The sequence below is a fragment of the Agrobacterium sp. 10MFCol1.1 genome (assembly GCF_000381165.1).
Taxonomy (GTDB): Bacteria; Pseudomonadota; Alphaproteobacteria; order Rhizobiales; family Rhizobiaceae; genus Agrobacterium; species Agrobacterium tumefaciens.
This window is the reverse complement of record NZ_KB906079.1, coordinates 224,306-236,411: the sequence shown is the minus strand read 5'-3', so window position 1 is coordinate 236,411 and position 12,106 is coordinate 224,306. Positions and strand designations below refer to the sequence as shown.

Here is a 12,106-nt window from a genome sequence, read left to right as displayed (position 1 = left end):
CGCCCCTTGAACGGGGTGTTTCCAACAAACGGGAGGAGTGAACGATGCGACTGATCAAGACATTGCTTGTTGGTACGGTTCTGGGCCTGAGCGCCCTGCCGGCACTGGCGAAGCAGGATATCGTCTGGTGGGACTTTCTGTCGGGCGGCGACGGCGTGCGCATGAAAGCCCTGATTGCTGCCTTCAACAAGGAGCACCCTGACATTCAGATCAAGGGAACGACGCTAGAGTGGGGCGTTCCGTTCTATACCAAGGTACGCACGGCGTCCGCCGTGGGTGAGGGGCCTGATGTCATGACCTATCACCTGTCGCGCGCGCCGCTCGGCCTTGATGAAAAAGTATTGAGCGAAATTACCACAAAAGACCTTGATGATGGCGGGTTGAAGACCAGCGACTTTTTCAGCGCACCCGTCGAAGCGGCAACCCACGACGGCAAGCTTTATGCGGTGCCGTTCGATATCCATGCCCTTATTCTCTATTACAACGCCGATCTTCTGAAAGGGTCTCCCTATCTCGATGCCGAGGGGAAGTTGACCGGTATCAAGACGATGGAGGATTTCGAAAAGGCGCTGGCCTGGGCGAAGGACAAGGGCGTTCAGACGCCGGTTACCTATCAGTCGGGTGGCGAAGCCGGTGTCTGGCGTGTCTTTTATACACTGTTCTCACAACAGGGCGGCGAGCTGGTCACCAATAACGAGGTGCTTGCCGGCGACAATGCCGAAAAGGCTGCCAAAGCGATCGATACCATGTCGAAATGGCGGGAAAACGGATGGGCGCCCGAGCAGGCGGAATATCCTGCGTCCGTTGCACTCTTCTCCGCTGGCAAATCCGCCTTCCAGCTTAATGGCGTCTGGGAAGTTCCGACCTACAAGGATCTGGAAAAGAACGGCAAGCTCGGCTTCAAATGGAGCGCTGTGGAAGTTCCGCCTTTCATGGGCAAGCGCGCCACCTGGGCGGATTCGCACGCCTTTGCGATCCCCAACCAGGGTGACAAGACCGTTTCCGGCGAGAAACGCGCCGCTGTCATGACGGTTATTGGCTGGATGGAAAAACACGCCATCAGCTGGGCCGATGCGGGGCATATTCCGGCCTATAAATCGATCACCGAAAGCAGTGAATACAAGGCGATGCAGCCGAATGCCACATATGCCTCGCTGGCGGAGGCGGCAGTGTTCGATCCGAAGACCACGATTACCGGAGTTGCCTCACCCGCTTACGATGCGGCGCTTAATATCATCGCTCCGGCCATCCAGGGCTACATGAGCGGCGCGGATGCGGTCGAGCAGATCAAGTCCGAGCTTCAGGGCAAGCTCAAGTAATCCGAGACTGCCCTCTGGCTGTCAGCCGGAGGGCAGCGTGCAATGCGGGAGGTCCCGGAGGCATTCCATGGCTATGATTGAAAACCGGCGCAAGAAGTCGCTGATCGCACTGTCGATGGTGACGCCATTCATCGTGGTCTTCGCCACGTTCTTTCTTTACCCCCTGATCGAGATGATACGCATCAGCTTCACGGATGCGCCGCTGATCGGCGATGGCAACTGGGTCGGCCTGCAGAACTACATAAAATTGCTGAGCGACCGCCTGTTCGTCACCTCGCTCAAGAATAACGGCTATTTCGTGCTGCTGACGGTGGTGCCAACAACGGTCATCGCCCTGTTGATTGCGCTTGCGGTCAGCCGATTGTCCGGCATCAAGCAGACAATCGCCATGAGCCTGTTTTTCCTGCCTTATGTCCTGCCGGTTTCGGTCGTCACCGAAATCTGGGCCTGGATGCTCGACCTGCAGTTCGGCATTCTCCAACCGGTCATTTCGTTGCTGGCGGGCAAACCGGTCGCGGTTTTCAAGAACCCCAATTGGGTCATGCCGATGGTCGCTGTCGTCACCATCTGGTGGACGAACGGTTTTAACGTTCTGCTCTTCATTGCCGGCTTGCGAAACATTCCGACCGAGCTTTATGAGGCCGCAGCTCTTGATGGCGCAACGACATGGCAAAAGTTCCGGCGCGTCACATGGCCGCTTCTGTGGCCGGTGACCGCGCTGATCCTGACGCTGCAATTGATCCTGCAACTGAAGATATTCGACCAGATCTACCTCTTGAGCGGCGGCGGACCCTTCAATTCCAGTTTCGTGCTTCTCCTTAAGGTCTACCGGGAAGCCTTCCAGATGAACAATGGCGGTTATGCATCGGCCGTGGCGACCGTGCTTTTCCTGTTGATCGTCATCGTATCCGTTCTCCAGTTCCAGTTGCTACGCATCCGGAGGAATTCATGAGCCTGACCAAAAGACTTGAGAACGTCATCCTGACCCTGCTGACATTTTCGGCAGCACTGGTATGGATTTTCCCGCTTTACTGGGGGTTCGTGACGTCGTTGCGCTCGGACGAGAATGTTGCGGGCAACACGTCGCTACTGCCTGATGAGTTCCAGCTTGGTGCCTATGTGAATGCCATCTTCAATACGCGGCTGTTGACCTGGTACGTGAATTCCATTGGCACCGCCGCGATCGTCACGGTCTCTGTGCTCATCATTTCGATGTTATGCGCCTATGCGCTGTCGCAGATCCGCTTTCCGGGACGGCGACTGCTCTATGGCATCGTGCTCGCGAGTTTCATGGTGCCCGCGCAGACGCTTGTCGTGACACAGTTCATCCTGATGAAGAACCTCAACCTCATCAATACCTGGGCGGGCATCATCCTGCCGCAGCTGATCACGCCAATCGTCATCATCGTCTACAAGCAGTTCTTCGACAGCGTGCCCAAGGAGATGCGGGAGGCGGTGGTTCTGGATGGTGGCGGCGAATACACGATCCTGTTCAAGGTGTTTCTGCCGCTGAACTGGGGCATTACGACCGCCATGGCGATCGTGACCTTCATTACGGTGTGGAACGCCTTCTTCTGGCCTTTCCTCGTCATCACGTCCGAAAACATGATGACGATCCCCGTCGGCATCACGCAGGTCAACGACACCTTCGGCATCGTTTATGCACGCCTGATGGCGATTGCCATGCTGGCGGCTCTGCCGGTCATCGTCGCCTACGTCATCTTCCAGCGGCGCGTGACGGAAGCCATCATGATTTCGTCCGGCGTGAAAGGGTGAGGGCGGAGAAAGATGCCGGTGCCAGTCAGATGACGTGGGCGTTGTGCAGGGCAGTCAGCACCTCGTTCTTGAGGGTGGCGAGTTGCGGCGACCTTCTGTCGCGCGGGCGCGGCTCGTCCACTTCTATCCGCTGCTGGATACGGCCGTCATGGGCACCCATCATGTAAATGCGGTCACCGAGATAAAGCGCCTCGTCAATATCGTGGGTGACGAGCAGGAAGGAAATGCCGCGCTGTTCGACGAGTTTCAGGACAAGGTCCTGCAATTTCATCCGCGTGAAAGCATCGACCGCGCTGAAGGGTTCGTCGAGCAGCAAGATGCGCGGCCGGGTATAGAGCGCTCTTGCTATGGCGACACGCTGCGCCATGCCGCCTGAAAGGGCTTTCGGTAGCGCGTCGCCATGGCCGCTCAAGCCCACATCGTTGATCAGTCCTTCTACCCGCTCGACATCATATTTCTTGCCGGCCGCATAACCGATGTTTTCGGCAACTGTCAGCCACGGCATCAGGCGGGGTTCCTGAAAGACAAAGGCGATGGGCGGTGAGTCCGATGCCTGAACTTCCTTTGCCTGCTGAACCTTCACAGCGCCTGAGAAATGCCGGTCGAGGCCGGCGGCGATGCGCAGCAAGGTGCTTTTCCCGCACCCACTTGGTCCGAGAAGAACCGCCGCTTCACCATCGCCGAGCGTCAGGTGAATATCCTGAAGGACAACCGTGTCTCCGAAGGCTTTTTCGCGAACATCGACATTGAGCAAACTCATCGCAGGCGCCCTCCTTGCTGAAGGGGGTAAGTGTCGCGCCATCTGAGGCAACGTTCCTCGACTATCTTGAAGAGGCTGTCGGAAATCTTGCCGAGGACGGCAAGGCAGATAATCGCTATCATCACCAGATCGGGTCGGGAGAGTTCCCGCCCATCGGATAGCATGTAGCCGATGCCCTCGGAAGCCGCCAGAAGTTCCGCGGCGACAACGCTCAGCCAGGCCAGCGACAGGCCGTAACGCAAGCCCGTGAACAGATGTGGCAAAGAAGCGGGAATGAAAATCCGCCAAACCAGCACTGGCAGCGGCTGGCGATACATCTCGCCCACTTCCACCAACTTGCGGTCGACATTCCTGATGCCGGAGAAGAGGTTGAGATAAACAGGGAAAAACGCGCTTTTGGCGATCAGTACGATTTTCGAGGTTTCGCCAATGCCGAACCAGATCATCAGCAGCGGCACCCAGGCGAGGCTCGGAACCGCGCGTAGCGCCTGAAACGTCGGTTCAAGGTAACGCTCGGCGGCAACGACCAGCCCGACCAGCGAACCGACGAGGATTGCAAGAAGGGAGCCAATGACGAAGCCGACAAAGACACGGGCGGTACTGGCTGCGACATTCGTCCACAAAGGACCCTCGGCGAGCCTTAGAAACGTGTCATAAAGCTCGGAGGGCGGCGGCAGCACGTAGGGGCTTACCCAGCCCACGCGCACAAAGAATTCCAGCAGCAACAATGAGCCGACCGGCACGATCGCGCCGCGCAGGTCGAACCGCCCAAAGAAATTTCCCACTCTTTGCACGAACGGCAGTCGGGAGGGGAGTTGTTTCGTAGTCTGCTTCACGCGCTGAAATTCGCGCGGATGAGAATTCATGCTCCCAGCGCCTTTTTCGCCGGTGCCGGATCGATCAGCGACGAAAGGACGCTGTCGACATTGACGCCAGGACGCAGCACATCGTCGCCAAGCAACGGGGTCACGATACGAATCGAGTTCAGCAGTTCCTCGCCTGGAACAGGATCCTTCCAGTCGCGCTTTTCGATCGTCAGCTTGGTGATCTGGGGATCGTTGCCGGTGACCTTCGTGACGAAATCGATGAATTCGCCGTTGTTTTCACGGATCCATCTTTGTGTCTCGACCCAGACACCGAGGAGGCGTTCGACCGCTTTCGGGTGTTTCGCCAGAAACTCCTCGGAAACGCTGAAGACGCTGCCGTCGCGCCAGCTACGCTCATCGAAAATCGCCCTGTCACCGGCAAGTTCTGCCTGGGATGTGTGTGGATCGATGCCGACCCATGCATCAACCTGTCCCTGCTGAAGCGCGTTGAATCCTTCCGGATGCTGCAGGTTCACGACCTTGAGGTCATCGATCGAAAGCTTGTTTTGGGCAAGGGCGCGCAGGAGGGTGAAATAGGGCGCGGTACCCTTGGTGACCGCAATGGTTTTGCCCTTGAGATCGGCGACGGTCTTGACCGGCGAATCCGGGCGAACCTGTATGATGGAAGAACCGCCCCAGCTTGCCACATAGATCACCTTCAGCGGCACACCATTGGCGCGGGCCAGAAACGCGGAAAGTGCTGCCGAACCGGCAAAATCCGTCGAGCCGACCTTCAGGAATTCGAGCGAATTGTTGCTTCCGCGGGATTGTACCCAGGTGATCTTGGTGCCGACATCCTTGAACGCTTCCTCAAGCCAGCCCTTGTTCTTTATCAGCAGCGTGTGTGAGGAGTAAAATCCCCAATCCAGCTTCAGCTCAGCAGGAAACTCCTGTGAGCTCTGGGCCAGCGCGCTGCCCGTGGCAAAGGGTGCTGCGAGAGCCCCGGCAATGCTGAGTTTCAGGATCTGGCGACGAGAATGTTTAGCCTTCATAATAGTGTACCTAATTTATGTAATTTGTGTATTTAAAGGGTATGGGCCGGCGTTTATGAGGTCAATCCAGCCTTCTGGAACCTCATGCCAAACTTCAGGTCGGGCGTGGAAAATCTCCCTACCGCTGGCCGGATCGGCGCGACGGCGCGTTATTCAGGGAAAAAACGATTGGCCGGGCGTTGCAAACCGAGATGATCGCGCAATGTCGTTCCCTCATAGTCCTTTCTAAACAGGCCGCGCCTTTGCAGTTCGGGCACAAGCAGGCTCGTGAAATCGTCAAGTCCGGCAGGCAGGAACGGGAAGGTGACGTTGAAGCCATCCGACCCCTCTTCGTATAGCCATTGTTCCATCTCGTCGGCGATGGTTTTTGCCGTGCCGACAAATGCGAGACCCCCATAGCCACCCAGCCGCTGCGCCAGCTGGCGCACCGTCAGCCCCTCGCTCCTTGCAAGTTCGATCACCCTCTCGCGGCTGGATTTGCTTGCATTTGTTTCGGGAATGTCAGGCAAGGGGCAATCGGGATCGAAACTCGAAGCATCGTGGCCGAGCGCAATCGAAAGCGAGGCTATCGCGCTTTCATAATGGACGAGGCTGTCGAGCCTGGCGCGTTTGGCCTTGGCTTCTTCCACGCTATCGCCGACCAGAACGAAAGCGCCCGGCAGGATGACAATGCCGTCGCGGGAACGGCCTGCCGCAACGGTTCTGTCCTTGACGTCCCTGTAGAACGCTTTTCCCGCCGCAAGCGTGGGTGTTGCCGCAAAAACGACCTCGGCAGTTTCGGCTGCGAGCTGGCGCCCCGGCTCTGAAGCCCCGGCCTGAACGATGACGGGCCAGCCCTGCACCGGACGCGCTATATTGAGCGGACCGCGCACGGAAAATTCCGGTCCCTTGTGATTAAGCACATGCATTTTTTCAGGGTCAAAGAACAACCCGCTATCGACATCCCGGAGAAAGGCATCATCGGAAAAGGAATCCCACAGCCCGGTAACGACGTCGTAAAATTCCCGCGCTCTTCCATAACGCTCCGTGTGGTCAGGCTGTTCGTCCCGGCCGAAATTAAGCGCCGCATCCGGATTCGCTGTGGTGACGATGTTCCAGCCGGCGCGACCATTGCTGAGGTGATCGAGTGAGGCGAAACGCCGCGCTACGTGGTAGGGCTCATCGAATGTTGTGGAGGCGGTGGCAACCAGCCCGATGCGGGAGGTGACGGCGGCGAGCGCCGAAAGCAGGGTGAAGGGTTCGAAAGACGTGACGGTATGGCTGCGGCGCAGTGCTTCCGTCGGCATGTTCAGCACCGCCAGATGATCGGCCATGAAAAATGCATCGAATTTCGCGGCTTCAAGCTGTTGCGCAAATCGCGCCAGATGGCCGAAATTGAAGTTCGCGTCCGGGAAGGATCCGGGATAACGCCACGCACCCGTGTGAAGACTGACGGGCCGCATGAAGGCGCCGAGGTGCAGTTTGCGATCGTTTGCCATTGGGCTTCACTCTTTCGTTGAAGTTTTGACCCGAGCGTTTTGTCTGTCGGCCGCCAAGGATCGAAGACCGGCTCGGTCCTCATCGCGACGATAGCCTTGCTGGCGGCTCTGTGCGGCAAAGACTATTGCGATTATGATTTCCAAACAGAAAGATTTTTCCTGAAATCATTCATTTCGCAAGATCGCTTTGCCTGCAACGGGTTTGCCTCATCGTGTTGACGTAATATCCGGCAGGCGATGTGCTTCCCGTGGTGATCGCCAAGCAAATTTCGACGTATTTCGCGCAATTACTCTAGTGAGAAAATGGCGCAAATTCAGAATATTGGTCGATATAGCTAATGTATTGGATGATTTCGAAATCGTAGTTCGAGATCGAAAACGTCGTTTGGAAATCCGGCGTGGTTGGGACACCCCCAAACCGCGCCGGACTGATCCGTGCTCAAACGTCCGCCATCAAACTGCCAGCAGCTTTTCGTTGCCGATGCGGGTTGTCTCAATGGCACCCTCCGTTTCGATGCGCTTGCCGGTGGCCGGATCGAAAAAGTGGAGATGGGCCGGGGGCAGTTCGAAGTGGATGCGCTGGCCGGGTTTGACCAACAGATCTTCGCCGATGGCTGCGGAGAAAGTTTCGCCGGCGATTTCCGCATGTACGATGCGGCCGGAACCCAGCTCTTCTACAAAGTCCACGGTTGCGGGCACGCCCGCACCCTCGATGCTGACCAGGCATTGTTCAGGGCGAATGCCGACTGTCACGTCGCGCCCGCGCAGCTCCAGCGCGGTCTCGGGGAAGAGTTTCACCGGCTGGCCGCCCAGCATGACGGATGGAGATTCGACCTCCACCCGCGTGTTGAACAGGTTCATCGCCGGTGAGCCGATGAAGGAGGCTACGAAGGTGCTGGCGGGGCGGTGATAGATATCGAGCGGATGACCGACCTGCTCCACATTGCCCTTGTTCATCACCACCAGCCGGTCGGCCAGCGTCATGGCTTCCACCTGATCATGGGTGACGAAGACGGAGGTGGCCGACAGGCGCTGGTGCAGTTTGCGGATTTCGGCGCGCATCGTCACACGCAGCTTTGCATCGAGGTTGGACAGCGGTTCATCGAACAGGAATACCTGCGGTTCGCGGATGATTGCGCGGGCCATGGCCACGCGCTGGCGCTGGCCACCGGAAAGGGCGGCAGGCTTGCGTTCGAGATAGTCGGAAAGGCCAACGATCTTGGCCGTTTCCTCGATGCGGCGCAGGCGCTCAGCCTTCGGAACGCCTGCGACCTTCAGCGCATAACCGATATTGCCTGATACCGTCATATGCGGATAAAGCGCGTAGTTCTGGAACACCATGGCGCAACCGCGCTCGCGCGGCTCCAGCGTGTTGACGACGCGCCCGCCAATGGCGATTTCACCCGACGTGATATCCTCCAGCCCGGCGATCATTCGCAGAAGTGTGGACTTGCCGCAGCCCGAGGGGCCGAGGATGACGACGAATTCGCCGGTTTCGAAAGTGAGATCCACGCCGTGCAGGGTCGGGGTCTTGCCATAGGATTTGCGGACCTGCCGAATATCGATCTGAGCCATGATATTAATAACCTTGTTGTTGAGAGCCACGCGTCGCGTCGTCACTTGTCGGATGACACGAGACCGCGCACGAACCAGCGTTGCAGGAACGCCACGACGAGAAGCGGCGGCATGATGATGATTAGGGAACCGGCAAGCGTGACGTTCCAGTCCGGCGTGCCGTCCTCCGAAGGCAAAAGGGCACGCAACGACATCATCACCGTCTTGTAGGAGGGATCGGTGACCATCAGCAGCGGCCACAGATACTGGTTCCACGAGGAGACGAAGAGAATGGTGGTGAGGGCCAGCATGTTGGTGCGCGAGAGCGGCAGCAGCACGTCGAAAAAGAAACGCACGGGGCCGGAGCCATCCATGCGCGCCGCCTCCGCAAGTTCATCAGGCAGGGTCATGAAAAACTGCCGGTAGAGAAAGGTGCCGGTGGCCGTGGCGACAAGCGGCAGCGACAGGCCCGCATAGGAATTCAGCAGGTTCCATTCGATGTTGACTTCGACACCGCTCACCAGCGCTATAAGGTAACGGAACGGCTGGAACACATCCGCTGCCACGGCATAGGTCGGAACGGCGCGAATTTCGAGCGGCAGCATCAGCGTGATGAAGACGGACCAGAAAAACAGGTGTTTCAGCGGCGAGCGGAAAAACACGATGGCGAAGGCGGTCAGAGCGGAAAGGGCTACCTTGCCCGCTGTGACGAGCGAGGCCATCACCAGGCTGTTGAACATGGCGTTGCCCAGATTGGCGCGGTTCCAGGCGGTGCTGAGATTTTTGAAAAGCTCGCCCTGCGGCATGAAGCTGAAGGGCGTGTGGTTCACCTGCTGCACCGTCTGGCTGGCGCCTGCCAATACCACGATGAAGGGGCCGATAAGAAGCAGAAGTCCCGCGACCATGACCACATAGGTAAAGGCGTCGGCATAGGGCGTGCGCTGTATCATCTCTCAGGCCTCACTTGTAATGGACGCGCCGCTCGATGAAGCGGAACTGGATGAAGGTGAAGACCATGATGAGGCCGATGAGGACGATGGTTTGTGCCGAGGCGCCGGAATAGTTCAGCCCTTCGAAGGCCTCGGTGACGATGCGGTAAACCATCACATCGGTGGCGCGGTTGGGGCCGCCCGCTGTCAGCGAATGCACGATGCCGAACGTGTCCTGGCCGACGAAACCCTCGGTCATCATCGTCACCATCAGGAAGAACAGCGTGGGTGCGAGCAACGGCACCTGAATGTCTATGGCGCGGCGGATCGGGCCGGAGCCATCCATCGCCGCAGCTTCCGTCAGCGAACGGGGCACGGATTGCAGGCCGGCAAACAGGAAGATGAAGGTGTAGCCCGCCCATTTCCAGATAAAGATGGCGATGACGAGCGCCAGTGCATGTTCGCCGTATTTCGCCGGGTTCCAGATATCTGGCCAGGCGGCGTTGAGTGAAGCGGCCAACCCGCGTTCCGGCGACAGGATGAAGCGGAAGGTCATGCCTGCGGCGGGACCTGCGATGGCGAAGGGCAGGATATACAGAACCCGGAAAAATCCGGAGCCGGGAAGCTGGCGGTCGACGGAGAGCGCCAGGGTGAGGCCGATGAGGATGGCGACGAAGGGGCCGACGGTCGCGAAGATCAGGCTGACGGTAACGGAATGCCAGTAGAATGGATCAGAAAAGACTTCCTGGAAATTGGCGAAACCAACGAATTCTGCCGCGCCGCCGAAGGGCGGCTGGAGGGTGAAGGCCCAGTTGATCACCGCCGCCACGGGCCAGTAGAAGAACAGGAGGATCAGTGCCAGCTGCGGCAATGCGAACAGCAGCGGCAACCATGTGCTTTTGAAAACGGCGCGCTTTTCCATGAAATATCCGAAACAGAAAATGGCATTAAGGGTTTGCCCGCGCGGAGACGGGCAAACCCAGGCGAAAAGGACCGCTTAGTTCAGCTTGGCGCCGGCATAGGTCTTTTCGAAGCGGCGCAGGCCGGCATTCGAGCGCTCGACAGCCTTGTCGAGTTCGGTCTGAATATCGGCGTTCTGCATGAAGATGGCTTCGAGCGAGGTCGAGACTTCCTTGCGGATCTGCGTGAAGCCGCCGAGGCGGATGCCGCGGGTATATTCGGACGGCGGCGTAAACGTGAGGCTTTCGATTGCCTTTTCACGGCCCTTGTAGGGCGCCTTGTCGTAGAAGCCGTTGGCCTTCATGGCGTCGAAGCCGGTCTTGGTGACCGGGATGTAGCCGGTAACGGTCGACCACCACTCAACCATATCAGGCTGCGCGATGAAGTTCAGGAATGCGGCCGCACCCTTGTATTCAGCTTCCGGACGACCAGCCATGACCCAGAGCGAAGCGCCGCCAACCAGCGAGTTGTGGCGCTCGGTGCCCTTCCAGATCGGCAGCATGGCGACGTCCCACTTCACGCCCTCAGGCATGGTCTTGCCGACGGTGCCATGGCCGGCAATCGAGGACATGAACATCTGGCAGGTCTGCGAGGTGAAAGCGGGCAGGATGTCCATGCCGAGCTGCTTGGTCTTGACGACGAACAGCTTCTCGTCCTGCATCTTCTTGAAGAATTTGACCTGATCAACGAACTTCGTCTTGTTGATCGTCAGTTCGGCGTCGAGGCCCTGATAACCGTTGCCCTTGGTGGCGATTGGCTGGTTGTGGATGGCAGAGAACTGTTCCATCAGCATCCAGGTGTCGAAATTAAAGGCCAGCGGGCATTCGAAACCGGCCGTCTTGAGCTTCCGGGCGGCTTCTTCAACCTGTTCCCATGTGTCGGGCTTGAAGGTGATGCCGGCTTTTTCGAAAGCGGTGACATTGTAATAGAAGACCGCGGTGGAGGAATTATAGGGGAAGGAGTTCAGCTCGCCGTCAGCCGTTGCATAATAATTGGCAATGCCGGGGAAATAGTTGTTCCAGTCGATCTTGTAGCCGTTGTCGGCCATCAGCTTCTTGGCGGGAACGAAAGCCTTGGACAACATCATGTCCAGCGTGCCGGCATCGTAGATCTGGGTAATGGCGGGCTGCTTCTTGGCGCGGTAGGCGGCAATGGTGTTCTGCAGCGTGGCGTCGTAGTCGTTCTGCGACGTGCAGACGATTTCGAATTCAGCCTGGGAGTCGTTGAACTTCTTGCAGGTTTCCTGAACGCGGTCGCCGAGATCGCCGGAAAGGCCGTGCCAGAATTCGAATTTGGTCTTTTCTGCGTGGGCAGCCGTGGCGCCGAAGGCGGCGGCAATGGCAACGCCTGCCACGAAAGAGGTCAGAGCGGAAGATTTCATAAGTTGAGCCCCGTTGATGGAGTAATGGCATGACCGGCGAGGACGTCACGTCCCCAACACGAAGCCACGGGCTCTGCTAGCAGCCGTCTTT

General features: G+C 58.2%; 11 protein-coding genes. 3 read left to right on the top strand and 8 right to left on the bottom strand.

What is annotated here, in order from left to right:
* Nucleotides 1–44: 44 nt before the first annotated feature.
* From F617_RS0119670 to F617_RS0119660, 3 genes are all read left to right on the top strand, one after another.
* Nucleotides 45–1,319, top strand: a complete 1,275-nt coding sequence (locus tag F617_RS0119670) for an extracellular solute-binding protein (RefSeq protein WP_019566448.1) — start codon at nucleotides 45–47, stop codon at nucleotides 1,317–1,319.
* A 67-nt stretch (nucleotides 1,320–1,386) separates the two neighbouring features.
* Nucleotides 1,387–2,271 carry a carbohydrate ABC transporter permease gene (locus F617_RS0119665; RefSeq protein WP_003517835.1) on the top strand — a complete coding sequence of 295 codons (885 nt, stop codon included), beginning with the start codon at nucleotides 1,387–1,389 and terminating at the stop codon, nucleotides 2,269–2,271.
* On the top strand, nucleotides 2,268–3,095 hold the full coding sequence (locus tag F617_RS0119660) for a carbohydrate ABC transporter permease (protein WP_019566447.1): 828 nt from the start codon (nucleotides 2,268–2,270) through the stop codon (nucleotides 3,093–3,095). The genes F617_RS0119665 and F617_RS0119660 overlap by 4 nt, the downstream gene beginning before the upstream one ends.
* Nucleotides 3,096–3,120: 25 nt before the next feature.
* Here the strand turns inward: F617_RS0119660 and F617_RS0119655 are convergent, their stop codons facing one another.
* From F617_RS0119655 to F617_RS0119620, 8 genes are all read right to left on the bottom strand, one after another.
* On the bottom strand, nucleotides 3,121–3,855 hold the full coding sequence (locus F617_RS0119655; RefSeq protein WP_019566446.1) for an ABC transporter ATP-binding protein: 735 nt from the start codon (nucleotides 3,853–3,855) through the stop codon (nucleotides 3,121–3,123).
* Nucleotides 3,852–4,721, bottom strand: coding sequence for an ABC transporter permease (locus F617_RS0119650; RefSeq protein WP_019566445.1), 870 nt, complete (start codon nucleotides 4,719–4,721; stop codon nucleotides 3,852–3,854). The genes F617_RS0119655 and F617_RS0119650 overlap by 4 nt, the downstream gene beginning before the upstream one ends.
* Entirely contained in the window at nucleotides 4,718–5,713 is a 996-nt protein-coding gene (locus F617_RS0119645; RefSeq protein ID WP_019566444.1) for an aliphatic sulfonate ABC transporter substrate-binding protein, read from the bottom strand. Before F617_RS0119645 ends, F617_RS0119650 begins: the two co-directional genes overlap by 4 nt.
* Before the next feature lie 149 nt (nucleotides 5,714–5,862).
* The gene (locus F617_RS0119640; protein WP_019566443.1) at nucleotides 5,863–7,191 is read right to left on the bottom strand and encodes an LLM class flavin-dependent oxidoreductase; all 1,329 of its coding nucleotides are present in this window, start codon (nucleotides 7,189–7,191) and stop codon (nucleotides 5,863–5,865) included.
* Nucleotides 7,192–7,644: 453 nt separating this feature from the next.
* Nucleotides 7,645–8,766, bottom strand: a complete 1,122-nt coding sequence (locus tag F617_RS0119635) for a sn-glycerol-3-phosphate import ATP-binding protein UgpC (protein ID WP_025595982.1) — start codon at nucleotides 8,764–8,766, stop codon at nucleotides 7,645–7,647.
* Nucleotides 8,767–8,807: 41 nt separating this feature from the next.
* The gene (locus tag F617_RS0119630; protein WP_003517820.1) at nucleotides 8,808–9,695 is read right to left on the bottom strand and encodes an ABC transporter permease subunit; all 888 of its coding nucleotides are present in this window, start codon (nucleotides 9,693–9,695) and stop codon (nucleotides 8,808–8,810) included.
* A gap of 10 nt (nucleotides 9,696–9,705) precedes the next feature.
* On the bottom strand, nucleotides 9,706–10,596 hold the full coding sequence (locus F617_RS0119625; protein WP_019566441.1) for a carbohydrate ABC transporter permease: 891 nt from the start codon (nucleotides 10,594–10,596) through the stop codon (nucleotides 9,706–9,708).
* A gap of 75 nt (nucleotides 10,597–10,671) precedes the next feature.
* Nucleotides 10,672–12,015 carry an extracellular solute-binding protein gene (locus tag F617_RS0119620; RefSeq protein WP_003517816.1) on the bottom strand — a complete coding sequence of 448 codons (1,344 nt, stop codon included), beginning with the start codon at nucleotides 12,013–12,015 and terminating at the stop codon, nucleotides 10,672–10,674.
* Between the last annotated feature and the right edge of the window lie 91 nt (nucleotides 12,016–12,106).